The organism is uncultured Roseobacter sp. (assembly GCF_947501835.1).
In the GTDB taxonomy this organism is placed as follows: Bacteria; Pseudomonadota; Alphaproteobacteria; order Rhodobacterales; family Rhodobacteraceae; genus Roseobacter.
This window is the reverse complement of the sequence record NZ_CANMXR010000012.1, coordinates 66242-92803: the sequence shown is the minus strand read 5'-3', so window position 1 is coordinate 92803 and position 26562 is coordinate 66242. Positions and strand designations below refer to the sequence as shown.

Genomic DNA, 26562 nt, shown 5'->3' with positions numbered 1-26562 from the left:
TGTCTCTGTTAAAGCCCGCGCCATCACCCGAAGGCAATCTGTGCCTTCATGGCTTGCGTGCGGTCGGCGGCCAGCTCAAAGGCCGCAACCGCATCCGCAAGATCAAGGGTTTGGGTGATCAGCGGTTTCACGTCGATCAACCCTTTGCGCATCAATGCGACACCGGTGAAAAACTCCTCATGGAACCGAAAAGACCCTCGCAATTGCAGCTCTTTGGCGGTGATCGCCTGAACCGGCACCTGCATATCCCCGCCAAGGCCCAGTTGCACGATGGTCCCGCGCGGGCGCAGTGCGGCAATGCCCGAAGCGAGGGCAGGGGCGACGCCGGTGCATTCAAAGAGCACGTCAAAGGTGCCCTTGTCCGCCTCGTATTCTTTCAGCGCTTCGGGCTCCTTGCCGGAGTTGATCACCCGGTCCGCACCGTTTTCGGCGGCCATTTTCAGGGTGAAATCCGTCAGATCCGTTGCCACGATTTCCGCAGCACCCGCGCGGCGCGCGGCCAGGATGCACAAAAGCCCAATGGGGCCGCAGCCGGTTACCAGAACGCGTTTGCCCAAAAGCTCCCCCGCCTGCCGCGCGCCATGCAGGCAAACGGCCAGCGGTTCTGCCATGGCCGCTTCGCCAGCTGTAAGCCCATCCGCAGGCGCGCATTGGGCCTGATCCGCCACCAGCACCTGACGAAACGCGCCCTGAATATGCGGGAAGGGCATGGCGGAGCCGTAAAAGCGCATGTTCAGGCAATGATTGAGTTTGCCCTCATGGCAATAGGCACAAGCGTAGCAGGGGCGCGAGGGCGACACCGCGACAAGCTGGCCAAGTTTCAATCCGGAAACCCCATCCCCCAGAGCCGTGATATGCCCGGATACCTCATGGCCCAGGATCATCGGCTCTTTCAGACGAATCGTACCGATGCCGCCATGCTGATAATAATGCAGGTCCGAACCACAAATCCCGCCGGTCGCAATCGCGACCTGTACCTCGCCCGGACCGGGCGTTTCCTCCGGGGTGTCTTCGATCCGCAGATCACGGGGGGCGTGGATCACCAGCGATTTCATCAGGTCTTCTCCCTGGCCGCACTTCGGCGACCTTCAGTTTGCTTGACTTCTTACGTTACCGGTAACATAACGAGCTTCGGAATTGACGTCGAGCGCAAAGAGAGACCCCTATGAGCCTTAAATTATTTGACCTCACCGGGCGGCGTGCCCTGATCACCGGGTCCTCGCAGGGCATCGGCTTTGCATTGGCCAAGGGCTTGCAGGCCGCAGGCGCCGAAGTGGTGCTGAACGGGCGGGACACGGGCAAGCTTGATGCCGCCGCCGCGCAATTCGAAGGCACCACCCATGTGCTGCCGTTTGATGCCACCGATCACGACGCTGTCCGCCGTGCCGTGGATGGCTTTGAAGCGGAAACGGGCGCGATCGACATCCTCGTCAACAACGCCGGTATGCAGCATCGCACGCCGCTCGAAGATTTCCCGGCGGATGCCTTTGAACGGCTGATGCAGACCAATATCGCCAGCGTCTTTCACGTCGGGCAGGCCTGCGCACGGCACATGATCGGCCGCGGGCAGGGCAAGATCATCAACATTGCATCCGTACAAACCGCACTCGCCCGGCCTGGGATCGCCCCCTATACGATGACCAAGGGGGCGGTGGCCAACCTGACCAAAGGGATGGCCACGGATTGGGCGAAGCACGGGTTGCAGTGTAACGGTCTGGCCCCGGGATATTTCGATACGCCCTTGAATGCGGCGCTTGTCGCCGATCCGGAATTCTCCGCCTGGCTGGAAAAACGCACGCCCGCCGGACGCTGGGGCAAGGTCGACGAATTGGTCGGGACCTGCATTTTCCTGGCATCTGACGCGTCATCCTTCGTGAATGGCACAACCGTTTTTGTCGATGGCGGGATCACGGCCTCGCTTTAAAACGCGCAGCTTTCCGTCTGGGCACACGCCACCGAAAATCTGCAGCTTGTCCTATGTCAAAGACGCCATGGCGCGCGGCGGTAAAGTCGCGCCCATGAAGAATGATCAACTCAGAGCCTTGGGCTTTTTTGACGCCCGGATACCTCGATACACGAGCTATCCCCCTGCCACCGTCTTCACCAAGGATGTGGGCGCCGGTTTCCAGACGCAATGCCTCAGCGCACTGGACCCGGATGTGCCGGTGTCCATCTACGTGCATATCCCGTTTTGTGAACGGCTCTGCTGGTTTTGCGCCTGCCGGACCCAAGGGACCCAGACGCTTGGCCCGGTCGAGCGATACCTGCACGTTGTGAAAGCGGAATTGGCGCTTTTGCGCGAAACGCTGCCCGAAGGCGTGCGCATGGGCAGGTTGCATTGGGGCGGCGGTACGCCCACCATTTTACAACCTGAGTGGATTCATCAACTGGCGGAAGACATCAGGGGCGTCATTCCCCCTGATGGTGATTTCGAGTTTTCGGTGGAAATCGATCCGACGATGGTCGACGCGGACAAGATCGCGGCACTTTCGGAGGTTGGCATGACCCGCGCCAGTATCGGCATTCAGGACTTTGCCGAAGATGTGCAGCAGGCCATTGGACGCCAGCAGAGTTTCGAGCAGACGCGCGATTGCGTCGATATGCTGCGCGATGTGGGCATTCATTCGCTGAACGCGGATCTGGTCTACGGGCTGCCCTTTCAGACGCTTGCAAAAATCGACGCCTCCATCGACAAAACGCTGCAGCTGGACCCGGACCGTATCGCGCTTTTTGGCTACGCACATGTGCCGCATATGTCCAAGCGCCAGAATCTGATCAAGGACGCCTCGCTGCCCGATGATGAAACCCGTCACGCGCTGTCGGAACTGGCCGCATCGAAGTTTCAGGGCGCGGGGATGGACGCGATTGGGATCGACCACTTCGCAAAACCGGATGACCGTCTGGCCATATCGGCCCGCACCGGGCATTTACGGCGTAATTTCCAAGGCTACACCGAAGACAGCTGCCAGACCCTGATCGGCATTGGGGCGTCATCGATTTCGCGGTTTGAGCAGGGGTATGTGCAAAACGCCTCTGCCACCGCCGCCTATATTCAGCGAATCCAGGAGGGGGCGCTGGCCGGGTTCCGCGGGCATGTGCATTCACCGGATGACATCATGCGCGCGCGCCTTGTCGAGATGATCATGTGCAATTTCAAAGCGGATCTGACAGAGTTGCGCGATACCTTTGGCACGCTGACGGAAACGCTCGATACCGATCACGACGCGGTATGTGAACGGTTCGGCGACCTTATCGCGCGCACGCCAGAGCAGCTTGCCTTGCGCTCGGACGGTCGACACCTGGCACGTCTGGTGGCCAATATGTACGACCACAGCAAGGTCGCATTGGGCATGTATTCCAAAGCGTCTTAGCACCTGTCGCCTTATTCCGGCCAAAATGACCTTTGTTGACTCAGGTCAAGTTAAAGTGATGGCAGAAGTGTAAACTAAATCTGACAGTATCAGGAGGTATGTCAGATGCGTATTCTATTCGTCCATCCAAATTACCGTTCCGGCGGGGCAGAGATTGCCGGCACCTGGCCCCCTGCCTGGGTCGCCTATCTGACCGGACACCTCCGACAAGCCGGTTTCGATGATGTGCATTTCATCGATGCGATGACCGACAACAAAACCGATGCGGATCTCGCGCAGGAAATGGAGGCGCTGAAACCGGATGTGGTTGGGGTCACCGCCATCACCCCCTCCATCTACAAGGCCGAAGATGTGTTGAAAATCGCGTCGCAGGTTATCCCCGATGCTGTACGGGTGATGGGCGGCGTGCATGCTACTTTCATGTACAAGCAAGTTTTGTCCGAAGCGCCCTGGATCGACGTGATCGTCCGTGGGGAAGGCGAGGAGATCTGCACAGAACTGATGCTGGCCATCGAGGACGGACGCTGGCCCGCGGAGCGGCGCAAGATCAAGGGCCTCGCCTTTGTCGATCAGGACGAGATCGTTGCAACGCAGGCGGCCTCCACGGTCAAGGATCTGGAAAAGATCAAACCCGATTGGACCGTTCTGGAATGGTCGAAATACATCTACATCCCGCTGGGGACCCGCGTGGCGATCCCGAATCTGGCGCGCGGATGTCCCTTTACCTGCTCCTTCTGCAGCCAATGGAAGTTCTGGCGCGATTACCGGGTAAGAGATCCCAAACATGTGGTCGATGAGATCGAAGACCTGGTGGACAACCACGGTGTCGGGTTTTTCATTCTGGCCGACGAGGAACCCACCATCAACAAGAAGAAATTCATCGCCTTCTGCGAGGAGCTGATCGCCCGCGACCTGCCGAAACGGGTCAAATGGGGCATCAATACGCGGGTGACGGACATCTACCGCGACAAGGACCTGCTTAAATTCTATCGCAAGGCCGGGTTGGTACACGTCAGTCTGGGCACCGAGGCTGCGGCGCAGATGAAGCTGGACGTGTTCAATAAGGAAACCAAGGTCGAAGAGAACAAGACCGCGATCAAACTGCTGCGCGACGCCGATATTCTGGTGGAGGCGCAGTTCATCGTCGGGCTGGACAATGAAACGCCTGAAACGCTGGAAGAAACCTACAAGATGGCCTGGGACTGGCAGCCCGATCTGGCGAATTGGTCGATGTATACGCCTTGGCCTTTCACGCCGTTGTTTCAGGAACTCAAGGACCAGGTCGAGATCTACGACTTCAGCAAATACAATTTTGTCACCCCGATCATGAAGCCCGCCCAGATGGAACGCGGCGAATTGCTGGACGGGGTGATGAACAATTACCGCCGGTTTTATTCGAAAAAAGCGCTGTTTCACTACCCATGGCGCGGCACGGGGTTCCGGCGGCGATACCTTCTGGGGTGCCTCTATGCCTTCCTCAAAGCGGGATACAAACGTACATTCTATGATCTCGGCAAGGCAGGTTATTGGGGCCCGCAGACCAAATCCAAGGTGGATTTTCATTTTGACGAAACCCGGGAACTGGCAGAAGCGCAACTGGATGATTGGGAGGCCGCAGCGGATCGTGCCGCCCAGGCGGCCGAGCGGCGCGAAGCGGTTCGCGCACAGATGAAGGAGCGGTCCGCCGCCCGTGCTTGCGGTGGCAGCACCGAACAAATGGGGGATGCCTGAGGATGGCGCCGACCAGACCGGTTTGATCGGTCCAAACGCAATATTGCAGCTGCTGCCCGTTGTTGAGGAATACGGCGGCAGGCGCAGAGTGACGGAATTGATGGCCAATGCCGGTCTGACAGGAGCACCCGACGGCAAGAGCATGATACCTGAGCGGGACGCCGCACGCTTGCACCGTCAGCTCCGCCATGAAGAGCCTGGCGCGGCCATCAGACTGTCAAAAATCGCCGGACAGAGGACCGCAGCCTATATCTTGAAACACCGCATTCCGCGACCGGTGCAAGTGGTGCTGAAAGCCTTGCCTGCCAGCCTCGCGGCCTACATCCTTGCACGCGCAATTTCGCAACATGCCTGGACCTTTGCGGGATCAGGGCGCTTTCGGGCACTCACGCCCTGGCATTTTCAAATCGAGAACAACCCTCTGATCCGGGGAGAAACGCACCGCGACGTGACGTGCCACTGGCATGTCGCCGTGTTCGAGCACCTCTACCGCGCGCTGGTCCACCGGCGCTGCCGTGCTGTTGAGACAAAGTGTGGCTGTCAGGGTCATGCCCGCTGCGAATTTGAAATCCGACTGGTTCGATCTTGAGGCGGCACGTCCCAGGTTAAGGGGTTTGGGGCGGCGCGCCTTAGCGCAGTCTTGCCCGCAAGAGCTGCAATGCAGTGTCGAATAGCGCCGGGTCTTCTTCCGCCCGCGCCGTCAGCTGCGCCCCTTCGAGCAAGGGCAATGCGGCAGATGCTTCAGCGGCGGACGTGACGACATCGCCAATCGTGCCGTCCATCCTACCCGTTTCAAACACGGTTTCCAGCCAGTTGATCATCATCAAACGAAAGCGGCGGATCTGGTCGATGACCTCCGGCGGCAGGCTCTCGCGACTGGTTGAAAATGACACGCAGAGGCACAGGCTCTTGCCGCCATTGAGCGCAGCGCGGTAGCGGTCAATCAATGCGCGCAGCCGCCCGGCCGCTGTCGGGACGGTTTCATCGATCTGGGCGCAGGCGCGTTCAAGGTCTTCAGAATACCGCTGCATCAGCGCGACAGACAGGGCCGCCTTGGTCGGGAAATGATGGTGGATGCTCGCTTTGCGAATGCCGACGTCCTGTGCCAGGTCAGCATAGCTGAAGCCGTCGAAACCACGCGTGCGTGCGGCCCGTTCTGCGGAATCCAGAAGTGCGGTTTTTGTGTCAGTCACCATGGTTTGGCCCATTCTTCAGCTGTCGAGCGTGCTTAATACGTTTTCGGCGGCTTCCAAAGCCCCTTCGAGGTAGCCGCCAAATTGCGGCGCCACTTCGGTACCGGCGAGGTGAAGCTTACCATCCCATACCCCCACCATGCTTTGCGGCATGGCATAGGTTGGATGCGCATGTATCGGTTTCCGGTCAGAAGCCGTTGCGGTGTGCGGATCAATCGCCCAGTCTTTGATGTAAAGGGCAACCGGGTTTTCTGCCGCTGCCCCAAAGAGGCGGCTCAGTTGCGATACCAGATGCTGGCGCAGGATCTTTTCTTCCCCACGATTTTCAGGCGGCACACCGATGAAACCAAACAATGCATAGGGTCCACCATGGGCAGGCGAGGCATCGTGAACTTCGACCATCGGCCCGAACCGGCTCATCGCGTCCCCTGATAATCCGGCCTCGCGCCAAAATGGCCTGTCATATATCGCCATCGCTTTCGCCTGACCTGCCATCCAGGTCGGCACAGATTTGAGCGCATGAAGGGCGTCCGCGGACAGGGCTGGGGTATAACCGATTTCGGCGGCCAGACGTGGGGGGAGGGCGAGCACAAGCCGATCAGCGGCAAATGTTTCCCCGCCCTTGGTTACTGCGGTCGCACCCTCAGCGGTCAGTTCAAGCTGCGTCACATGGGCATTCAAGCGTTTGCGCGCAGCGGGAAGCCTGTCGACAAGCCCTTGAGTGAGCGCGCCAAGCCCGTCCTTGAGACGCCAGGATCCTTGCATCGACGCAAACCCACGGTCGCGCTGAACCCGTCCGTTTTCATCCTCAAAGGTCAGGGCACCGTCAGAGAATTGGTCAAATTTTTCCAAACCCAAACGCTCTGTCAGCGCCAATAGGCGTGGCTGGCCCGGCCAGAACCATGCAGGCCCCATGTCAAAACCAACACCGTCATGATGTTCTATCTTGATGCGCCCGCCAAAACGCGCGCGCGCCTCCAGGAGCAGATAATCCTGACCCCGCGCCTCCAGCATCTCGGCGAGTGCAAGACCAGACAGGCCGCCCCCGATGATCAGAGTTCGCATGTGGTCAAACCTCTTGCGCAAAATTCCGCAAAAAGGAGCCGACACTGGTCCGCCCCTTTTTCGCAGCAAATCGGTGGGTTTTACCGTGGCCCATCAAACGGCAGGAGGCTGGGCGTGCGGCAAATGACCGGTTTTGATCCAGACTTTTGCACCTTCGCCCCCGGCGACGGCAGACAGCGTTGCGCCTTCCGGCAAGCGCAGCCATGCGCCTTTGCCAAGCGTATCGCCGCTCTCCACAACGGACCCGGCGATCACCAACATTTCGATGCCGCCTGCATCCGCATTTTCAAGTGTCGCACCGGCATCTATGTGGCTGTAGGTCACCGTCTCGCGTTCGTCGCGGTGCAGCTCAGCGGTCGCCACACCGTTCACAGGAGCCGACAGCTCTTCCGCCATATTCTTGCGAAACTGGGTGCGATCTTCCATGTCGAACTGCCACAGCTTCACGAAGATTATGCAGCCCGGTTCCGACCCTGGCGTATGCGAGGTCGTTGGCGGATTTCGCACATAAGTGCCTTCGGGGAAATCGCCATGTTCGTCCTGAAACACCCCTTCCAAGACGATGAATTCTTCGCCGCCCGTATGGGTATGCGCGGAAAACTTGCTGTTCGGTGCATAGCGCACGATGGTGGTTGCGCGGGCAACTTCAACGCCAATGCGGTCCAGCATGCGCCGGTCCACACCGGGCATCGGTGACGCATGCCAGTCAAGCTGATCGGAGTGAACAACCACACGTTCGTTAAAATTCGCATTCAGTTCCATTTGTCGTCCTTTCGACGTGAGTGGAAGTGTCGTTTACCCAGCGATACTGGGGCGGGCGGCGACCTTTTCGCGCCAGGCGATCAGGTTGGACAGGGTTTCAGGGATTTCTACCTTAGCAAGATCGGCAAACGCCAGTCCTGCAAAGGCCGTGATATCGGCAATCGAGAAGGCATTCCCTGCGAGATATTCGTTGTCGGCCAGAACCTCATCCAGGTAAGTCATGGTTTCGCCCGCCACTTCCTTCTGTTTGCTGCCCCATTCAGCGCATTGATAGGTTTCAAGATCAGGCCCCAGTCCTGGCGTTGCATGGTGAAAATAGGTACCAACGGCATTCAGCAAGCCGTTCTCAGCACGCAAATTCATCATGGAAATCTGCGCCCGTTCCTTTGGTGTTTCCCCGGTCAGCGAAGCGCCTTCGAAATGGCGGTCAATATACTCTGTGATTGCGGTGCATTGAGAAATGTGGCTCCCATCCGCCAGCTCAAGGCATGGAACACCCGCATCAGGGTTTTTGGCTTTGAAAGCGTCGGTGCGATGCTCACCGCCCATAACGTCAACCGGGACAAATTCCACTTTGTCTGTTGCACCTTTTTCCGCCAGCGCGATGCGCACCCGCGCCGGGTTCGGGAAGCCTTCGACGTCGTAGATTTTCATGGGAGTGTACTCCAGTAATGGTTTCAATAAATGACTACCTACTATTAGGTAGAAAAATGGTCAAGAAAATTTTGCCCGGTTTTTGACATCTCTGATTTGTGAATTTCATATTGGGCAAAAGACACCCGTAAACACGGCGATTGGCAGAAGGCTGGGACTGTTATCAACGCAATGGATACGAATGCTGATGAGAGAACTCACCGGACCGAACAGATCGATAAAACAATACACCTTCCATAAATATTTTACATAATGCGAATTATAACTCTTTCGCTATGACGTGCTTTGTTGCGCGTGGCGAGCGCGTAACAGCCGCCTGCCCAGAACCAAACGCGTGACCAGCATGCCAACAATCAACGCTGCGACGAAGAGGACCACACTTGCGTTAAACGTCCCCAATGCTGGTAAAGCACCCCCTGGGCAAAAACCAGCAATCCCCCAGCCGATACCGAACAGACCCGCACCCAAAATCAGCCGTGGATCAAGCGCATGCTGCTTGGGCATCTCAAATCTCGGCTCGAATACGGGCGCCGACCGTTTCAGCACAATCTGATAGCCGAGAAACGTGACACACACAGCGCCGCCCATGACGAATGCGAGACTGGGGTCCCATGTACCAGCGACATCAAAGAAGTTCAGAACCTTGGCCGGGTTCGCCATGCCCGATAGGGCTATCCCGGTCCCAAAGAGAACGCCAATCAGGAATGTCAGAAAGTTGCGCATGTGCTATGCCCCCAACATGTGCCGCACCACATAGACCGTGATGCCGGTGGTCAGCATGAAGGTTCCGGTCGCAGCCATGGATCTGGGTGATAAACGCGCCAATCCACAGACACCATGCCCGGAGGTGCACCCGCTTCCCAGCGTCACGCCAACGCCCACGATAAACCCGCCCAGCATCAGCGGGCCGGTGGGTACCTGCACATTGATCTCTGGCAGCTGCCCGGTGATGGCAAAATAAACCCAAGGGCCGCACAGCATACCGGCCAGCAACATCACCCGCCAAATCCAATCATCAAGGTTGTTCGGCATAAGCGCCCCGGCAAGGATGCCTGTTGCGCCCATGATCCGACCGCGCAGCCACATCAGCAGCACGGCAGCCAGGCCAATCATCAACCCACCGCTGAGCGACAAGAATGGTGTAAACGACGTCTCCATCCCTCAGAGCTTGCAGGTTGAGACGCCAAGCAACCGGTAAAGCGGGCAGAACCGGAAAAAGGCGGTTGCGACAAAGACAACACCAGCCGCCATACTGACATAGGCCAGAATGCTGCTGGACCAGATGGCGGGCACATTGAGCAAGGGCGCAATGAAAAGCGCCAGCCCGAGGATTACGCGGGCGACACGATCCAGATTTCCCAAATTTGCAGTCATTTCCATCTCCATCACTGATTGCTTTTGACCACCATGCACCTTCTGGTCGGGGTGCGTCGGTGATAAAGTCACACGGCGGATGCATCAGGGTGTTTGGGCAAGACGTCCAAGCGCGACCGCGTCCAGCAGTTCAATGACACCGCGGCCCAGGCCAAGCCAGCCCCGGCGCTCGAACTCTTTGAGTTGGCGCGAGATCACCTCCCGGGCTGTCCCCAATTCGATGGCCAGCTGTTGGTGCGTAAGATGCAATGTGTTTTGCGCGCCCTTCAGTTCCAGCAGCTTTTGCGCAACGCGAATGTCCAGTCGCTTGAAGGCAATCTCTTCGATCACCAGAAAGAGATCGGTAATCCGCTTGGAATAGGCCTCGAAGACAAAGGCGCGGAAATCTTTGGACACCGCCATCAACTCATCGAAGGCATCGCGTGGGATCAGAATGGCCTCGACATCGGTTTCCGCGATCCCTTCAGCGGAATAATCCTCGAAGGCGAGAAGACAGGCCGTCGTCAGCACACAGCTTTCCCCGGAATGCACACGGTACAGGACGATCTCCCGCCCCGCTTCCGACAACTGCTGAACCCGCACCGTCCCGGACATCAGCAACAGCAGGTTTTCAGCAGGATTACCCGGCCCGAAAATCACCGTGCCCTGTTTCAACTGGATGGCCTGTGCCCGTTTATCCAAAAGACGCGAGACATCCTCGGATATTCCCGCAAGCCCGGGAAAACTCGCTCTCCATGATGGTACTGTCAGCATCTGCCTTGTCCATTTTCCGGTTCTGATACGCCTGTTTTCACGCTGCGTGTTTGACATTTATCAACATATACGCGGCGCAGCCTGCCAGAAGTACCCTAATCTCACTGGAGGACTTCGCATGGATCAAGACCTGCCCAAAACCGGTGTCGTTTTCTATTCACGATCCGGACATACCAAACGTATTGCATCCAAGCTGGCACAGGCGCTGCACAGCGATCTGCTGGAGATCGGGGCGCCAGCCTATGCAAATGGCGTTTTCGGCTACATGCGGGCAGGGTTCGACAGCCTGATGCAAAACCACCGTCTGGCACCACAGGCGTTCACGTCTCTTGCCGGGTTTGACCGGATCATCCTATGCGGGCCGGTTTGGACGTCCTTTCCCGCGACACCGCTCCGGGCGCTGCTCAAAGGCGACATCGACTTGCCCGACACCGTCGCGCTTTTCCTGACCAACGCCGCACATTCACCCCCTGCCAAGGCCTATGCGGCCGGATCAAAGGATTTGGGCCGCAGTTTTGCAGCAACCGCCTGTGTTGCGAATTCTCTGGAGGATACCGAACAGGAAGGCCGTATTATCGAACGGTTTCTGAAAGATCTGGCAGAGGTCCAAACTTCCTCGGTCGCGAATTGAGATCGATCAATCGCCGCACATCGCCATCCTGTAGCACGCAAAAAGCAGGAGACATGCGTGCCCGAGATCATTTTCAGAACCGAAGACATCACCAAGGTTTATGACACCGGCGAGGTGAAGGTTTATGCGCTGGATGGCGTCAGCCTTGAGCTCTACAAGAGTGAGCTGGCGGTCCTGCTCGGCCCTTCGGGCAGTGGCAAATCCACGCTGCTCAACATCCTGGGCGGTCTCGATCATGCGACGGATGGCCGGGTGTGGTTTGCGGATACGGAACTGACCGATATGTCCGATCGTGGTCTTACCAGATACCGCCGCGATCATGTGGGGTTTGTCTTTCAGTTCTACAACCTGGTCCCCAGCCTGACCGCCCGCGAAAACGTGCAGCTGGTCACGGATGTGGCCCCTGATCCGATGCCCGCCGCCGAAGCCCTGGACCTTGTGGGCCTGGGCAAACGCATGGATCACTTCCCCTCCGAGATGTCGGGCGGCGAACAGCAACGCGTGGCCATTGCGCGTGCCATCGCCAAACGCCCGCAGATATTGCTGTGCGATGAACCCACCGGTGCGCTGGACAGCACCACCGGCGTTCAGGTGCTCGAGGTATTGCGCGACATCAACGAGCGGTTCGCCACCACAACGGTTGTCATCACCCATAACGCCGAAATCCAGCGCATGGCGCACCGGGTGATCTTTTTCCAGGACGGCAAGATCAGCGAAACCCGGGTCAACACCGAGCGGCTTGCGCCCTCCGAGATTGCGTGGTGACCGACGGTGCAGGCAATCGACAAGAAGCTGCTACGTGATTTCAAACGCTTGTGGATACAGGCGGTGGCCATCGCTTTGGTCCTGGCCTGTGGTGTCGCGATCCTGCTGACCTCCGTGGGAATGTACACAGCCTTGTCAGAGACGCGCACGGCCTACTACGAACGCAACAGGTTTGCGGATGTCTTTGTGCATGCCACCCGTGCGCCGCTCTCACTGCTTTCGGAAATTACGCGCATTGACGGTGTGCTGAGCGTCGAAGCACGGGTGGCGGGTTATGCAATTCTGGACATTCCGGCGCAGACCAAGATCGCGGTAGGACGGATCCTGTCTTACCCGGAAAACGCCGATCCGGTCCTGAATGTGCCGCTGCTGGTTCAGGGCAGATTTCCCGATCCCGTGGTGACCAGCGAGGTTGTGGTGAATGCGCCCTTTGCGCAGGCCAACGGCTTTCAGCTTGGTGACCGCTTCAGTGCCAATCTCAAGGGTCAGAAACGCGAGTTGACCATCGTCGGCACGGCGCTGTCGCCGGAGTTTGTCTATACCATCGGGCCCGGTGCCCTGATGCCGGACAATGTTTCCTTCGGGATCATCTGGATGTCTGAACGCGCCGCCGCCGCCGCATTCGATATGGAGGGCGCCTTCAATGACGTGGCCATCGCCTTGGCCGTCGGCACGTCCGCCGAGCCCGTGATGGATGCTCTCGACGATCTGCTGGAACCCTATGGCGGGCTGGGTGCCTATGACCGCACCACCCATCAATCCGATGCGTTTCTTGATGCCGAAATCAACCAGTTGAAGGGGATGGCGGCCATCCTCCCGCCGATCTTCTTTGGCATTTCTGGGTTCTTGGTCAGCATGGTGATGAGCCGGATCATTGCGCTGGAACGCAGCGAAATCGGGCTGCTGAAGGCCATAGGCTACTCCAAGACAGAAGTTTGCCTGCATTACCTGATGCTGGCGGGTCTGATCGCGGTGGTCGGCGTCATTCTGGGCTGGATCGCAGGCACGGCGCTGGCCCGTACGACCGCCTTGCAATACGCGGAATTCTTCAATTTCCCCTTCGTGATTTTTCGCGTGTCCTACTGGGTCTATGCCGCCGCTGGTCTGGCCGGGTTGGCCACCACATGCCTTGGGGCTGCACAGGCCGCCCTCAAGGCGGCAAAGCTCGCGCCTGCAATTGCAATGCAGCCCCCTGCCCCGCCACGGTTCAAACGGTCCCTGATCGATGAGGCGATGGTCAGCTTGCGACTGACCCAGCCAACGATCATGATCCTGCGCAGCCTGCTGCGATGGCCCCTGCGCAGCTTTCTGACGTCGCTGGGGCTGGCGCTGGCGGTTGCCTCGGTCATCGCCTCCATCTTCATCAATGACGCTCTGGATGAGATCGTTGACCTGGCCTTCTATCAGACCAACCGGCAGGACGCGATGTTGATCTTCGATGAGGATCTGCCCGAAGCAACCCTGGAAGATATACGCAGGCTGCCCGGCGTGCTGCAGGCCGAAAGCCAGCAATTCCATACGGCTGTGCTGCGTCATGGGCACCGGTCAAAACGCCTGGCCGTCGAAGCCCGCCGCCCCGGCACCGATCTCAGTCGTGTGCTGGATGCGCAAGGACAACCCATTGCCGCGCCCCCGGGTGGCATTCTGCTCTCCGAACGGCTGGCCAGACAACTTGACGTGCGAAGCGGTGACACCATCGGCGCGGAATTCCTCAGCGGTCGACGCGGCACCTATCCGCTGCTGGTCACCGGGCTGGTGGAGCAGCATTTTGGCCTAGGGGCCTACATGGATCTGGAATTCCTCAACGCCCTCTTTCGCCAGGCGCCACGCATCTCGACCGCGAACATGACCCTGGACGACCGATACACCGCGGCATTGCACCTAGAAATCAAGGAGATACCCGGCATTACCGGGATCATCGAAATGAATGAAAACCGCCGGTCGTTTGAAGAAACGGTCGACCGGAACGTCACGGTGATGAATTCAATCTACATCGCCATCGCCGTGCTGATCACAATTGGCGTCACCTACAACGCCGCGCGTATTCAGCTTTCAGAGCGCGCGCGCGAGCTTGCCAGCCTGCGCATCCTTGGGTTTGACCGTGGCGAGGTTTCCTACATCCTCGTCGGTGAGATGATGCTGATCGCCCTTATGGCCCAGCCCGTTGGCTGGCTGATCGGCGCATGGATCGCCAACGCCATGACAAACGCCTTTACCAGCGACCTTTACGCGATCCCGCTGGTGCTGAAACCCGACACATTTGCGCTCGGCAGCCTCGTCGTGCTCTGCGCCGCCTTTGCCTCGGCGATGATCGTGCGCCGTCGCTTGGACCGATTGAACCTCGTCGCTGTCATGAAGACACGGGAATGAACCATGGCCTATTCTACACGTACCACCCTTTTGCTTGGATTTGGCGTCGCTGTTGTCGCCGGGCTGGCCTATGTCAGTTTTCGCGAAGACCCCGTTCCGGTTGATCTGGCAGAGGTCACGCGCGGCCCGCTTGAGATCACCATCAATGCGGATGGCGAAACCGAGGTGCGCGATCTTTACGAGGTGGCCTCCCCCATCGCGGGCACTGCGCTGCGGTCTCCGGTGGAGGTGGGCGATGCTGTCCGCGCAGGCGAGACGGTTGTTGCCGTCGTTCAACCCTCCTCCTCTGCGCTCTTGGATACGCGGTCGCGCCTGCAGGCCGAGGCGGCATTGCAGGAGGCCCTCGCCTCACGCCACGTGGCACAGGCCGATCTGAAGCAGGCGGAGGAAACCAAACGATTTGCCCAATCCCAGTTTGACCGCACCAAGGCACTGGTGGCCCGCGGTGTGTCCTCAATCACCCAGTTGGAAGACAACAGCCAGAGGCTCGCCGTCGCAATTGCAACCGTTGACGCGGCGCAGGCGCGCATTGACATGGCCGAAGGGGTGATCGGACGCGCCAGAGCGAGCCTTCTGGACCCCGAAGCCACGGCAAGCGCGCGATCAAACTGTTGTATTGAGCTGACATCGCCGGCGGACGGGGTCATTCTCTCCGTCTCCGCCATGAGCGAACGCCCGGTTACCATCGGTGCGCCGCTGGTCAGCATCGGAGATCCGGATGACCTGGAACTTGTCGCCGACATCCTGTCGAACGATGCCGTCCGGCTGGAACCCGGTGCGCTGGCTTATGTGGAACGCTGGGGCGGGCCCAATGTCCTGCAGGCCAAACTTGATAGAATTGAGCCCAAGGCGCGCACCAAGGTTTCAGCTCTGGGCATCGAGGAACAGCGCGTGGACGCCTATTTCACACTGACAAGCCCGCAGGAGGAGCGGTCCAATCTCGGCGATGGGTTCTCGGTTTTCCTCCGGATTGTCGAGTGGCACGCAGAGGACGTTTTGCAGGTGCCCCTCAGCGCCGTGTTCCGGGATGGCACGGCGTGGGCGGTCTTTGTCGCGCGCGATGGCATTGCCGAAATGCGCAACGTCACACTCGGGCGGCGCAATGGGCAGATGACCGAGGTGCAGGCCGGTCTGGAACCGGGCGAGCGTGTGGTGACCCACCCCAGCGACGCGATTTCCGCCGGTGTCAGCCTTGTTGAAAGATCACAGCTATGAGCGGAACAGAAACCAAAGAGCGCGGCCTTGATCCGCGGTGGCACGCGGCCTTGGGCCAGTGGACGGGAGGGCTGTCCCCTGCGGCCCTCGCAACGGCCTACCTCGATTGGTCTTTGCATCTGCTGGCCTCCCCCGACAAACAGACAGAATTGCTGAAGCTGGGCCTGACAAACTTCCCTGACCTTGATCCGGCAACGGACCCGCGTTTCGCCGATCCCGCCTGGGCCACCTATCCCTATAACCTCTTTGCTCAGGCAAGCATGGCGGCGCAAAACTGGTGCGACGCGGCCACAACCAACATGCCAGGGGTTGATCCCAAACACGCCCAGATCGTCAATTTCGCAATGCGGCAATGGATCGACATGTGGTCGCCGGCGAACTTTCTGGCCACAAATCCGCAGGTACAGGAGCGCACGCGTGAGGAGCTGGGCCAAAACCTGATCCGTGGGGCGCGGTATTGGATCGAAGACTTCAACCGGTTGATATCGAAGTCCCCGCGCCGCGCGAGCACCTTCTGCGTTGCCGAAGACCTCGCCACCACGCCGGGCGATGTCATCATGCGCAACGAATTGATGGAGCTGATCCGGTACCGCCCGACGACCGCGCAGGTGCACCCGGAACCGATCCTGATCGTGCCCGCCTGGATCATGAAATACTATATTCTGGACTTGACCGCCCAAAGGTCATTGGTGGCCTATTTGCGCGATCAGGGCTTTGAGGTCTTCATCATGTCGTGGAAAAACCCGGATGATACGGACGCCGCGCTTTCCATGCAGGACTATGTCGATATTGGTGTCCGGGCGGCCATGGCCCGGATCAAATCCCTTGGCGCGGAACATATTCATGCGGTCGGCTACTGCCTTGGCGGCACCTTGTTGTCGATCGTAGCCGCAGCAATGGCGCGCGATGGCGACACCAGCCTGCGCACTGTCAACTTGCTGGCGTCACAGGTGGATTTCTCTGATCCCGGCGAGCTTGGTCTTTTCATCAACGAAAGCCAGGTCGCCTTCCTTGAGGATATGATGGCCATGCGTGGCTATCTCAAAGCGGACCAGATGGCGGGGGCGTTTCAGCTCTTGCGCTCCAACGACCTGATCTGGAGCCGCGTCATCCGGCACTACCTATTGGGCGAACGCACGGCGGACAACCCGCTGATGGCATGGAACGCCGATGCCACCCGCATGCCTGCCAGGATGCATTCGGAATACCTGCGACACCTGTTTTTGAAAAACGACCTCGCAAAGGGGCGGTTTCAGGTGGATGGATCCTCTGTCGCGCTGACGGATATCCGCTGTCCGATCTACTGCGTTGCGACCGAAACCGATCATGTCTCCCCCTGGACATCGGTCTACAAGCTGTCGCTGCTGACCGATACGGATGTCACATTCGTTTTGACCAACGGCGGGCACAACGGCGGCATTCTGTCAGAGCCCGGCCATTCCGGCAGGCATTTCCGGTGCGGCCACAAGACAGAGGGGGACACCCACATCACGGCACAAGACTGGTTTGACCGACAAACACCGCAGGACGGCTCCTGGTGGACCCATTGGAGCGACTGGCTGAAAAGCAAAAGTGGCGATCCGAAGGACCACCACCCGTCGCTTGTGCAAACCTTGGACGCAGCGCCGGGGCGCTACGTCTTTGGCTAGGACTTCTTCTTTTCGCCGTTGGCCTCGGGCGCAAAGGCCTTTGTGCTCATCTCGACCAGCTTGCCGGTTTCGGCCTGATACTGATCGATTGCTTTCTGGATGAACTCACCCTGAATGTGCTGAAGCTCGCCAACGTTCTTGCAATGCAGCATCTTGTGCTGCGTCTTCACATCTTCCTTGATCCGCTCGGCAATAAAGCCAGCCACTTCCGCACCCATGTCACCCATCGCTTCCATCCAGGCAGTGCTCATGCCAACCATATTGCCGAAGCCAGCTTCCTGAAGCTGCGCCAGCGCGCCAAATGGGGCTGCGTCCTTTGTCGATGTCTGCGTCTCGGATTTGTTCGCCATGTCTCATCCTTTGCTATCTGGGATATGCGTCGAGTATAGGCTGAATTTCTCCAACTCTCTTTGACATTGCTCAATATCGAACCGCGCCGGAGCAGGATACCAGAGCCAGTGTTTTCTGCTGGAGGTTCGTTTTGTCTGACATCACCCAAGCAGCCGGGCTGACCCGGGATCAGGTCCTGGCAGCGCGCCAAATCTCTGGATGGAACGAATTGCCCGCCGCGGCGAGCATCGGCCCCTTCCGGGTCTTCTTGCGGCAGTTTTCCAGTTTCCTCGTGGTCATTCTGATCATCGCGGCGGCAGTGGCGCTCGCCTTGGGAGAAAGAATTGACGCCGCAACCATTGGCCTTGTTGTCCTGCTCAACGCGATCCTGGGGTTTGTGCAGGAATGGAAGGCCGAAACCGCCCTGACCTCTCTGCGCAAGCTGCTGTCCCCACAGGCCATGGTCGTGCGGGACGGTCAGGAACAACTGATCCCGGCACGAGAGATCGTGCCCGGCGACATCCTTGTTCTGTCCCCCGGGGCGCGCGTGGCCGCAGATGCCACGCTGATCCGTGTTTCTGACCTGACGGTCGATGAAAGCATTCTGACCGGTGAATCGATGCCGGTGACAAAGTCACTTGCGGAGGAGGCCAGCATCGTCTTTGCAGGCACATCCGTAACCGCCGGCCGTGCTGAAGCGCGTGTGACCGCGACAGGTGCCGGCACCGAATTCGGGCGGATTGCGCACCTGACGGGCTCGGTCGGGACCAAAACCACCAACCTCCAGAACAAGCTGGGCCATCTGGCGCGCCAGCTGGGCCTTGCCGCTCTTCTGGTGGCTGCCGCCGTGGCCGGGCTTGGCATCGCGCTTGGCCGCGAACTGGTCGAAATGGTCATGACGGGGCTGTCGCTGTCGGTGGCAATGGTCCCCGAGGGCCTGCCCGCCGTTGTCACCATCACGCTCGCTCTGGGCGCCACCGCCATGGTGCGCCAGAATGCCCTGGCACGGCGATTGCAGGCCGTCGAAACGCTGGGCGCGGCCTCGGTCATCTGTACCGACAAGACCGGTACCTTGACGGAAAACAAGATGACGGCCACGCAGATCTGGACCATCGACCGGACCTATGACGTCACCGGCACAGGTTACGATCCCGCGGGTCATATCGAAACAGGGGGCGAAAGGCTGCGCGCGACGGACGACCCCGTTTTGGGCGCACTCTTGCAGACCGGGCTTACCTGCAGCCACGCCCGCCTCAATCAGACCGGGACCACCTGGACGATGGTTGGGGAGCCCACCGAGGGTGCGCTGATCACACTGGCCTATAAGGGTTGGTGCGCGCTGCCCCACGAGCGGGGCGTGATCGCTGAAATTCCATTCAGCAGTGCGCGCAAACGCATGAGCGTACTCTACCAATCGCCCACCGGTACGGCGGTGCTGACCAAAGGCGCGCCGGAACAGATACTGGAAATCTGTAGCGACATCATCACTCACGATGGGGCGCGCGCCATGCAGGAGGCGGATCATGACGCCATCACGCAGGCCTATGCCGATATGGCCAGTCGCGGGCTGCGCGTCATCGCGCTGGCGCGCCGCGATGCCCCCGATCAGCAACTGACCGAAAGCAACCTGACCTTCCTGGGTCTGGTCGGTCTGATCGATCCACCGCGTGCGGAAGTCCGGGACGCGATTGCCGCGGCAAAGTCGGCGGGCATTCACATCACCATGATCACCGGGGACAGCCCGATTACGGCCCGCGCCATTGCGGATCAGCTGTCGCTCAAGGTCACGCGGCACCTCACTGGTGCGGAACTGGATGCGCTTGATGACAAGGTGCTGCGCGACATTTTGCGCGGCGATGTGCTTTTTGCCCGCACCAAGCCTGAGCAAAAGATGCGGATCGTCGCGGCCCTGCAGTCCGAGCAACAGATCGTTGCCATGACCGGCGATGGGGTCAATGATGCCCCTGCCCTCAAGCAGGCCGATATCGGTGTGTCGATGGGGATCAGGGGCACGGACGTGGCCCGCGATGCCTCTGACCTGGTGCTGCTGGATGACAATTTCGCCACCATCGTGCGCGCCATCGGCGAAGGTCGGCGACAGTTTTCCAACGTCCAGAAGTTCGTTCGCTACCTGTTGTCATCCAACGCCGGTGAGGTCATCGCCCTGGTGGTCAATATCGCCATTGGGGGCCCGCTGGTCTTTCTTGCAACGCAAATCCTGTGGATGAACCTGGTCACGGACGGCGTCACCGCAGTGGCGCTGGGTCTGGAGAAGGCGGAGCCCGATCAGATGCAACAGCCACCGCGGGACAAACACACCGCGATCCTTGGTTTGAGCGGCGTGGCCACCATCATCCTGCTTGGGCTTTACACCGGTCTGTCCAGTTTATGGATATTCTTTCACCTGCTGGATCAGGGGGTGGAGCTGGCCCGCACCACGGCTTTCACCGCGATGGTTGTTTTCGAGAAAATCAGTGTCTTTGCCTTCCGGTCCATACGCCTGAGCTGTTGGCGCATCGGCTGGTTCAGCAATCCGTTTCTCTTGGCCGCCCTGGCACTGACCCTTGGCGCGCAGATCGTAGCAGTCTACTGGCCACCCCTGCAGGTTCTGCTGCGCACGGTCCCCATCGGCGCGGCGGAATGGCAGTGGATCGCCATTTTTGCCCTGCCGATACTGATTGTTCCCGAAGCGCTGAAACTACTGTTGGCGCGGGGTCAGCGCACGTAATAATAGGCGGCCATGCTGGCCAGAAACGTGAGCAGAACGAGGATTGAATCAAGGCCGACGAAACCCAGTTTCGGCTTGCGACGCACGATCAGTCCAATGAGGTAGATCGCGGTAACGGCGATGCCGAAGGACAACGCCAGACTGACCATCGGCGGTGTCCCCTGCAGGATCGGACCCGCGCGGAAGAGGATGTCGGCGGGGAAAACCAGCACCAGCATGATCAGATTGCTACCAAAGATATTTGAAATCGCCATGGTATAGGCCCCAATCCGCACTGCAGTGATGCTGGTGGTCAGCTCCGGCAATGAGGTGGCCGCCGCCAAAAGCGTGACGCCCACAAACCCGGTGCCCAGCCCCGACTGATCCGCAATGCGCTGTGCAAAGACGACGATCAGCAGACCAAACAGCAAAATCGCGGCGCAAGCGGCGAGGGATTGCCAAATCAAGGAAGCATTCCCGGACTCGGCCAGACCGGAAGGCGCTGGAAAAGGCAATGGGTCGGGATCCGGTAAATCCACCGGCACCCAATCGCTGCTGGCGTCATAGCGGCGCAGCAGCCAGATCGCCGCAACATAAAGCAATGCGATCAGACAGCTGCCCAACCCGACGCCCCACAGCACGAAGGTCTCGCCCAGATTGACGATGATCAGGGCCACGGAGAGCAAGAACACCAATAAGGTGGCTTCCAAAGCGTGGTTGGCCTTGCGCGGATAACTGGTGATGGCCCCGCGCGCCCAGAAATCCGACATGGCCAGAATGGCGGTCTGCAGCGCGATGCCGCCGAAGAGGTTGTTCAAAACCAGATCTCTGGACTGCTGTATGGCCGCACTCAAGGTCGTTGCGACCTCCGGCAAGGACGTGGCCAGTGACAGCACGAGCAGCCCCATCAACGATTTGGCCATTTTGAAGCGGTCCGCCAGATCATCGACCAGATAGGCAAGGCGCGCCCCTGAGAACCAGACAATGGCGGCGCAAAAAGCGAAACAGAAAATACTCTGGGTCAGGGTGGTGGCCGGGATGTGCATACTTGGTGCCTAAATCCGGAAGGTGAACTGGCAGGAACAATGGGTATCAGGTGGCGGTGCGCCGGGGTCCGATCTCAGGCCACTGACAAGCAGGCACATTTCGCCAGGCGATTGATTTTCTGTGTGGTACTGCCAAGGATCAGGCTGGAAATACCACTTAACCCGCGCCTGCCGGTGACGATCAGATCGGCACCAATCTCATCCGCGTGCAGCAGGATTTCGGTTGCTGCGTCGCCGTGTGGCATGTGTGTCTGAACAGATTTGCACCCGATATCCGACGCAATTTTCAGGCCCTCATCCAGAATCTGCTGCCCTGCCTTTTCAATCTCTGCAAAATTCGGATGCGACACCGCCGCGTGATACCCCGCAACCTCGCCGACGATGAAGGCTGCGGATTCAGCATGCGGCACGTGGATCAATGTCACATTGCCTGCGTAGTGCTTTGCCAGATCGCAGGCAATTTGCGCCGACTTTTTGGCTTTCTCCGAACCGTCGAGACCGACGATGATTTGTCTGAACATTCAATCACTTCCTTTCGCGGAATTTGCCGGGGCGGCGTTAGACAACGATGATCTCCCCAAGATGCGTTTCGACGACATCCAGGGGCAGTGCTGACAGGTCCTTGGCAATCTCACCGGTCACACTGGCGCGAACCCGATGATCGAGGCTGCTGCGCATCAACCCCATCATCCGAGGCCCGGCAACAATGACCAGCCTGTCGAACTTCTTGGCCGTGAACGCTTTTGACAGTTTTTCAGATACGATTTGTGCGAACCTCTTGTCGGCGTGAATTTGCGGATCGCTTTGTTCAACGGCCGAGATACCCGGTCCCGCGCTGCTGTGCCCGACACCCGCCCTGTCACGCGGCACCGTAGCTGGCTCAGCCAGCCAATTCATGCCGTTCAGATCCACCAGCCCTTTGCCGGGGCCGCGGTTTTCAAGCGCACGCGCAGCCCGTGCGTTGGCCAGAACAACCCATGTCACCACTGGCTTCATCACTGTCTCCCAAACACCTCTCACAGCACTTTTTTGCAGATCGAAGGCGGAGATCTTTGACGAATATCAATTGAGGCTTGCGCCGATCGATAACCATTTGGCAGGCTCGCGTTTGGGAAATGAGTGATTATGGACAGCAAAGCTCAAGACAGCGCCCTTTTACACGCCATCCTGGAGGCGGCGGTTGATGCCATGATCATCTCGGATGACGCCGGTATCATCGTGCGGGTCAATCCAGCGGCGTGTCGGCTTTTCCAGTATGAGGCCTCTGAACTGATTGGCCAAAGCGTCAACATCCTGATGCCACAGGCGCTCGCCTCACTGCACGACGATTTCATGGCGCATTATCTGGACACCGGCGAAAAGCGCATCATCGGTGTCGGGCGGGATGTCGAGGGCCAGCGTAAGGATAAATCGGTCTTCCCGCTGCACATCTCGGTCGGGTCAGCGGAGGTTGAGGGCAAACAAAGGTTCATCGGCATTCTGCACGATCTGACCTATCGCTCGGCCACCCAGGATGCCCTGGCCAGATCCCAGCGGTTGGATGCCATCGGCCAGATGACCGGCGGCATCGCCCATGATTTCAACAATCTGCTGACGGTCGTCATTGGCAACCTGGAATTGCTGGAAATGCGCGGGGCAAACGACCGGCAGGCCTCGCTGATCCGGGACGCACTGGAGTCAGCACAACTGGGGGCGGATCTCACCGAACGGTTGATGATTTTTGCGCGGCGCAGCAACCTCAAACCGATCAAGGCGGACCTGCGGGAGCTTTGTGAAGACACGCTGTCGATCCTGAAACGGACGCTTGGGGCTACCTACCGCATCAAAACCGACTTTGCCAAGGAACTGAACGCCGTGATGATCGACCCGGTGCAGCTCCAATCCGCGCTGATGAACCTGGCGCTGAACGCTCGGGACGCTATGGGAGCAAAGGGCGAATTGCTCGTATCGGTTGCCAACGTCACCATCGACGACACCTATATGGCGCAGGAAACCGACATCCAACACGGCAACTACGTCAGGCTGTCGGTGAGCGATGATGGGGCGGGCATGACCGTCGAAGCGCAAAAAAGAGCGTTTGAACCCTTTTTCACGACCAAGGCTGCCAGTGGCGGCACCGGCCTTGGGCTGGCCATGGTTTACGGATTTGTCCGGCAATCCGGAGGCCATATCACGCTTTATAGCGAGCTTGGCCATGGCACCAGTTTCGGCCTCTATTTCCCGGCGCTTTCCAACACCAAGACCGAAAAAGATGGGCAGGAGGCGGCGGAACGAGACGATGCGCTATCCCCGCGCGGCCGCGGCGAGACCGTATTGGTCGTCGAAGACAATCCGAAAGTGCGCAAACTGTCGGTGGAGCGTATTCGCGATCTGGGGTTTGAAACAGCCGAAGCCAGCAATGGCGATGAAGCCTACCGGATGCTGAAAAACGGGATGCGCGCGGATGTTCTGTTCTCGGATCTGGTCATGCCAGGCACATTAAACGGATACGATCTTGCCGCCAAAGTGAATGCGGAATTCCCCAAGCTCAAGGTATTGCTGACCTCAGGCTATGCCAGCGATGTGGTCACAGACGCCATGGCGCACGGGCGGATTTATGACATCCTGCACAAGCCCTATCGCCAGACCGATTTGGCGATCAGGCTTCAGGCGCTTTTGGCCGGCGGATCGGATGGCTGAACGGTCTGCACGTCGCAGGCAAATGTATAACCGACGCCGCGGACGGTTTTGATCAGTTTGGGATCGGACGGGTCACGTTCGATCTTCTTGCGCAGACGGGCGACCTGATTGTCGATCGTGCGATCCAACGGGCTCCACTCCGCACCGCCGGTCAGATCCATCAACTGGTCCCGCGACAGCACCCGCTTGGGGCGCTGCAAAAACACCGACAAAAGTTTGAAATCACCGCTGGTCAGACGGCAATCCAGACCCTTGCGATCGAGCACTTCAAGGCGGTCGGGAAAGGCTGTCATGCCATCAAACCGAAAATGCGTACCCCCTGCCGCATCATGGGTTCCGGGCGCATGTGCGTCCTGACGTGCCGCTGATTTATCCCCTGCCCGGCGCAAAACACTTCTGATCCGCGCAATCACTTCGCGGACGTGAAACGGCTTGGTGATGTAGTCATCTGCCCCGACTTCAAGACCGACGACGCGGTCTATCACATCGCCCTTGCCGGTCAGCATGATGATCGAAATATCCGAGATGCGCCGAATTTCCTTGGCCAGTTCGAGACCATTCTCAGAGCCCAGATGAATGTCGAGCGTGATCAGATCGATTCGCGTCGATTTGATCGTCTCCAGCACATCCACGGCGGAATCCGCCTCAAGCACAGAATACCCTTCGTCTTCCATCACGTTGCGCAAAAGAGTTCTGATTTTGCTGTCGTCTTCAACGACGAGGATTGTTTGATCTGTCATTACAGGCGTCTCCGGCTCCGGTCGAGCCGCCCTCTATTCACAACAATTTCATGCGCATGTTCAATGCCAGATCGTGCTTCATACAAAATGATACAAAACCGTGCAGACACAGAGTAAGTTAAATTACACAGCCTGTCCAAGTTGCCCGCTCAGTCATTAGGGGCTTAGACGGATGTACGTGACGATTCCAACTCAACCATCCGCAAATGCCGACGTCACCCCGCTCCGAAATGCCCATACAATTCCCGCTGAGGCGCGCCTGAAAGCCGGTTCATACCTCTATTTCGAAGGCGACAGCGTGGTGTGGCTCTATCAGGTCATTACCGGCGTCCTGCGTCTTACTCGGATGCTGGAAGACGGTCGCCGTCAGGTCATTTCGTTCGGGTACCCCGGCGATATCGTTGGATTTCCCTCCGATGGACTGCATCACACCGATTGCGACGTGCTGGTCACCGCGCGCCTGCAGCCATACCGCCGATCCAGCCTGGAATGCGGTGATGGCGATCCGGAGCTGCATCAGAAACTGCTGCAGGCCGCATTGCGCGAAATCAGCGCCATGCAAGACCACTTCATGATGCTGGGGCGCAAATCGGCCATTGAAAAGGTCGCCTCTTTCATCTGTGTTCTCTCGGACCGTGTTGGCCGGGACTGCGGCGCATACCGACATGTCGAGCTGCCCATGAGCCGCACCGACATTGCCGATTTCCTGGGTCTGACAACGGAGACGGTCAGCCGTACGTTCACCCAGTTGCGCAAAAGCAAGATCATCGCGATCGACAACATCCACACGGTTATCATCCTGCGACCCACCGCATTGCTGGCGCTGTCTCTCGGAGATCGCGAGTAGCGGGCACACCTTTAAAATAGGAGAACCCCGCGTATGAGGCTGGACGCATCATGGGTCGAGGATTCGCTGGCTGATTGATCGGAATCAATGCCGCCCAGACAACGGTTTGCTAGGACATCGACGACACAAATCCGTGTCGGGTTTTCAGAAAGGAGACTTGTGATGTCACGCCAATTCCTGCCCGAGCTGCGCTCTGACGCAGACGGGTCCTCCCTCTTTCCGTCTTTCCAAAAGGAAGTGAACCGCCTGTTTGACCAGTTTCGCACGGGCTTCCCGATGCCGGACACCGGGGCGCAGGCCACATTCGCGGCATCGGTTTTCCCCGCCATCGATGTGGTGGAAAAGAAGGACGCGGTTGAAATCAGCGCCGAAATCCCGGGCGTCAAGGAGGAAGACCTTGATGCATCCATCACCGGCGATGTGCTGACGCTCAAGGGTGAAAAAAGCGCCGATCACGAGGTGACCGAAGACAATTATCACCTCATCGAGCGCCGATATGGCAGTTTCCGCCGTCAGATCCCGCTCGGGTTTTCGCCCGAAAACGGCGCGGTAGAGGCGAAATTCACGGATGGCATTCTGAAACTGCGCATCGCCAAACCAGCAGCTGCCAAGGCCGATTTCCACAAAATCGATATCAAGAAGACCTGAAACTGGCAGGGGCGTCCCCCGGCGCCCCTGCC

At 58.9% G+C, this 26562-nt stretch carries 27 protein-coding genes; 13 read left to right on the top strand and 14 right to left on the bottom strand.

Annotated elements, in window-relative coordinates:
- Nucleotides 1-23: 23 nt before the first annotated feature.
- Nucleotides 24-1055 carry an L-idonate 5-dehydrogenase gene (locus Q1A20_RS21250; protein WP_299918575.1) on the bottom strand — a complete coding sequence of 344 codons (1032 nt, stop codon included), beginning with the start codon at nucleotides 1053-1055 and terminating at the stop codon, nucleotides 24-26.
- A gap of 110 nt (nucleotides 1056-1165) precedes the next feature.
- Here Q1A20_RS21250 and Q1A20_RS21245 point away from each other — a divergent pair, with 110 nt between their 5' ends.
- From Q1A20_RS21245 to bchJ, 4 genes are all read left to right on the top strand, one after another.
- Nucleotides 1166-1924, top strand: a complete 759-nt coding sequence (locus tag Q1A20_RS21245; protein WP_299740157.1) for an SDR family oxidoreductase — start codon at nucleotides 1166-1168, stop codon at nucleotides 1922-1924.
- A gap of 94 nt (nucleotides 1925-2018) precedes the next feature.
- The gene (gene hemN / locus Q1A20_RS21240) at nucleotides 2019-3371 is read left to right on the top strand and encodes an oxygen-independent coproporphyrinogen III oxidase (protein WP_299918573.1); all 1353 of its coding nucleotides are present in this window, start codon (nucleotides 2019-2021) and stop codon (nucleotides 3369-3371) included.
- A 105-nt stretch (nucleotides 3372-3476) separates the two neighbouring features.
- Nucleotides 3477-5102: a magnesium-protoporphyrin IX monomethyl ester anaerobic oxidative cyclase gene (gene bchE / locus Q1A20_RS21235; RefSeq protein ID WP_299410140.1), complete on the top strand. Its 1626-nt coding sequence runs from the start codon at nucleotides 3477-3479 to the stop codon at nucleotides 5100-5102.
- On the top strand, nucleotides 5095-5691 hold the full coding sequence (bchJ, locus tag Q1A20_RS21230) for a bacteriochlorophyll 4-vinyl reductase (RefSeq protein WP_299410139.1): 597 nt from the start codon (nucleotides 5095-5097) through the stop codon (nucleotides 5689-5691). Before bchE ends, bchJ begins: the two co-directional genes overlap by 8 nt.
- Before the next feature lie 40 nt (nucleotides 5692-5731).
- Here bchJ and Q1A20_RS21225 read toward each other — a convergent pair whose 3' ends face one another.
- The 8 genes from Q1A20_RS21225 to Q1A20_RS21190 all read right to left on the bottom strand — a co-directional run bounded on the left by Q1A20_RS21225 (nucleotide 5732) and on the right by Q1A20_RS21190 (nucleotide 10903).
- Nucleotides 5732-6298: a TetR/AcrR family transcriptional regulator gene (locus Q1A20_RS21225; RefSeq protein ID WP_299410137.1), complete on the bottom strand. Its 567-nt coding sequence runs from the start codon at nucleotides 6296-6298 to the stop codon at nucleotides 5732-5734.
- A 15-nt stretch (nucleotides 6299-6313) separates the two neighbouring features.
- Complete coding sequence (locus Q1A20_RS21220) at nucleotides 6314-7360, bottom strand: FAD-dependent oxidoreductase (RefSeq protein ID WP_299410135.1); 1047 nt, start codon at nucleotides 7358-7360, stop codon at nucleotides 6314-6316.
- A 93-nt stretch (nucleotides 7361-7453) separates the two neighbouring features.
- A complete protein-coding gene (locus Q1A20_RS21215; RefSeq protein ID WP_299410134.1) occupies nucleotides 7454-8122 on the bottom strand; it encodes a cupin domain-containing protein in 669 nt (222 codons plus the stop codon).
- 33 nt (nucleotides 8123-8155) lie between these two features.
- A complete protein-coding gene (locus Q1A20_RS21210; RefSeq protein WP_299410132.1) occupies nucleotides 8156-8776 on the bottom strand; it encodes a glutathione S-transferase in 621 nt (206 codons plus the stop codon).
- A gap of 273 nt (nucleotides 8777-9049) precedes the next feature.
- Entirely contained in the window at nucleotides 9050-9499 is a 450-nt protein-coding gene (locus Q1A20_RS21205) for a YeeE/YedE family protein (RefSeq protein WP_299410131.1), read from the bottom strand.
- Nucleotides 9500-9502: 3 nt separating this feature from the next.
- Nucleotides 9503-9934: a YeeE/YedE thiosulfate transporter family protein gene (locus Q1A20_RS21200; RefSeq protein ID WP_299410129.1), complete on the bottom strand. Its 432-nt coding sequence runs from the start codon at nucleotides 9932-9934 to the stop codon at nucleotides 9503-9505.
- A 3-nt stretch (nucleotides 9935-9937) separates the two neighbouring features.
- Complete coding sequence (locus tag Q1A20_RS21195) at nucleotides 9938-10150, bottom strand: DUF2892 domain-containing protein (RefSeq protein WP_299410128.1); 213 nt, start codon at nucleotides 10148-10150, stop codon at nucleotides 9938-9940.
- 84 nt (nucleotides 10151-10234) lie between these two features.
- The gene (locus Q1A20_RS21190) at nucleotides 10235-10903 is read right to left on the bottom strand and encodes a Crp/Fnr family transcriptional regulator (protein WP_299410127.1); all 669 of its coding nucleotides are present in this window, start codon (nucleotides 10901-10903) and stop codon (nucleotides 10235-10237) included.
- Between the two features lie 118 nt (nucleotides 10904-11021).
- Here Q1A20_RS21190 and Q1A20_RS21185 point away from each other — a divergent pair, with 118 nt between their 5' ends.
- From Q1A20_RS21185 to Q1A20_RS21165, 5 genes are read left to right on the top strand one after another with little or no spacing between them, the layout of a single operon-like run.
- The gene (locus Q1A20_RS21185) at nucleotides 11022-11534 is read left to right on the top strand and encodes a hypothetical protein (RefSeq protein WP_298975384.1); all 513 of its coding nucleotides are present in this window, start codon (nucleotides 11022-11024) and stop codon (nucleotides 11532-11534) included.
- A 57-nt stretch (nucleotides 11535-11591) separates the two neighbouring features.
- Nucleotides 11592-12299, top strand: coding sequence for an ABC transporter ATP-binding protein (locus Q1A20_RS21180; RefSeq protein WP_299410123.1), 708 nt, complete (start codon nucleotides 11592-11594; stop codon nucleotides 12297-12299).
- A gap of 6 nt (nucleotides 12300-12305) precedes the next feature.
- Complete coding sequence (locus tag Q1A20_RS21175; protein ID WP_299410121.1) at nucleotides 12306-14669, top strand: FtsX-like permease family protein; 2364 nt, start codon at nucleotides 12306-12308, stop codon at nucleotides 14667-14669.
- A gap of 3 nt (nucleotides 14670-14672) precedes the next feature.
- Entirely contained in the window at nucleotides 14673-15884 is a 1212-nt protein-coding gene (locus Q1A20_RS21170; protein ID WP_299410120.1) for an HlyD family efflux transporter periplasmic adaptor subunit, read from the top strand.
- Nucleotides 15881-17533 (top strand): alpha/beta fold hydrolase, encoded by a 1653-nt coding sequence (locus tag Q1A20_RS21165; RefSeq protein ID WP_299410118.1) that lies wholly within the window; start codon nucleotides 15881-15883, stop codon nucleotides 17531-17533. The genes Q1A20_RS21170 and Q1A20_RS21165 overlap by 4 nt, the downstream gene beginning before the upstream one ends.
- Here the strand turns inward: Q1A20_RS21165 and Q1A20_RS21160 are convergent.
- Entirely contained in the window at nucleotides 17530-17883 is a 354-nt protein-coding gene (locus Q1A20_RS21160) for a phasin family protein (protein ID WP_299410117.1), read from the bottom strand. The genes Q1A20_RS21165 and Q1A20_RS21160 overlap by 4 nt on opposite strands.
- 131 nt (nucleotides 17884-18014) lie before the next feature.
- Between Q1A20_RS21160 and Q1A20_RS21155 the strand changes: the two genes are divergently transcribed.
- Complete coding sequence (locus Q1A20_RS21155; RefSeq protein ID WP_299410116.1) at nucleotides 18015-20591, top strand: HAD-IC family P-type ATPase; 2577 nt, start codon at nucleotides 18015-18017, stop codon at nucleotides 20589-20591.
- On the opposite strand, the gene Q1A20_RS21150 is transcribed toward Q1A20_RS21155, so the two are convergent.
- From Q1A20_RS21150 to Q1A20_RS21140, 3 genes are all read right to left on the bottom strand, one after another.
- The gene (locus Q1A20_RS21150) at nucleotides 20579-21616 is read right to left on the bottom strand and encodes a hypothetical protein (protein ID WP_299918566.1); all 1038 of its coding nucleotides are present in this window, start codon (nucleotides 21614-21616) and stop codon (nucleotides 20579-20581) included. The genes Q1A20_RS21155 and Q1A20_RS21150 overlap by 13 nt on opposite strands.
- A 74-nt stretch (nucleotides 21617-21690) precedes the next feature.
- A complete protein-coding gene (locus Q1A20_RS21145) occupies nucleotides 21691-22137 on the bottom strand; it encodes a universal stress protein (protein WP_299918564.1) in 447 nt (148 codons plus the stop codon).
- 37 nt (nucleotides 22138-22174) lie between these two features.
- On the bottom strand, nucleotides 22175-22612 hold the full coding sequence (locus tag Q1A20_RS21140) for a host attachment protein (protein ID WP_299918562.1): 438 nt from the start codon (nucleotides 22610-22612) through the stop codon (nucleotides 22175-22177).
- A gap of 129 nt (nucleotides 22613-22741) precedes the next feature.
- Between Q1A20_RS21140 and Q1A20_RS21135 the strand changes: the two genes are divergently transcribed.
- The gene (locus Q1A20_RS21135; protein WP_298975372.1) at nucleotides 22742-24295 is read left to right on the top strand and encodes a PAS domain S-box protein; all 1554 of its coding nucleotides are present in this window, start codon (nucleotides 22742-22744) and stop codon (nucleotides 24293-24295) included.
- Here Q1A20_RS21135 and Q1A20_RS21130 read toward each other — a convergent pair.
- Entirely contained in the window at nucleotides 24262-25035 is a 774-nt protein-coding gene (locus Q1A20_RS21130; protein WP_299918560.1) for a response regulator transcription factor, read from the bottom strand. The genes Q1A20_RS21135 and Q1A20_RS21130 overlap by 34 nt on opposite strands.
- A gap of 172 nt (nucleotides 25036-25207) precedes the next feature.
- Here Q1A20_RS21130 and Q1A20_RS21125 point away from each other — a divergent pair, with 172 nt between their 5' ends.
- Nucleotides 25208-25882, top strand: a complete 675-nt coding sequence (locus Q1A20_RS21125; RefSeq protein WP_299410109.1) for a helix-turn-helix domain-containing protein — start codon at nucleotides 25208-25210, stop codon at nucleotides 25880-25882.
- A gap of 162 nt (nucleotides 25883-26044) precedes the next feature.
- Entirely contained in the window at nucleotides 26045-26530 is a 486-nt protein-coding gene (locus Q1A20_RS21120; RefSeq protein ID WP_299410108.1) for an Hsp20/alpha crystallin family protein, read from the top strand.
- The last annotated feature ends 32 nt before the right edge of the window (nucleotides 26531-26562 follow it).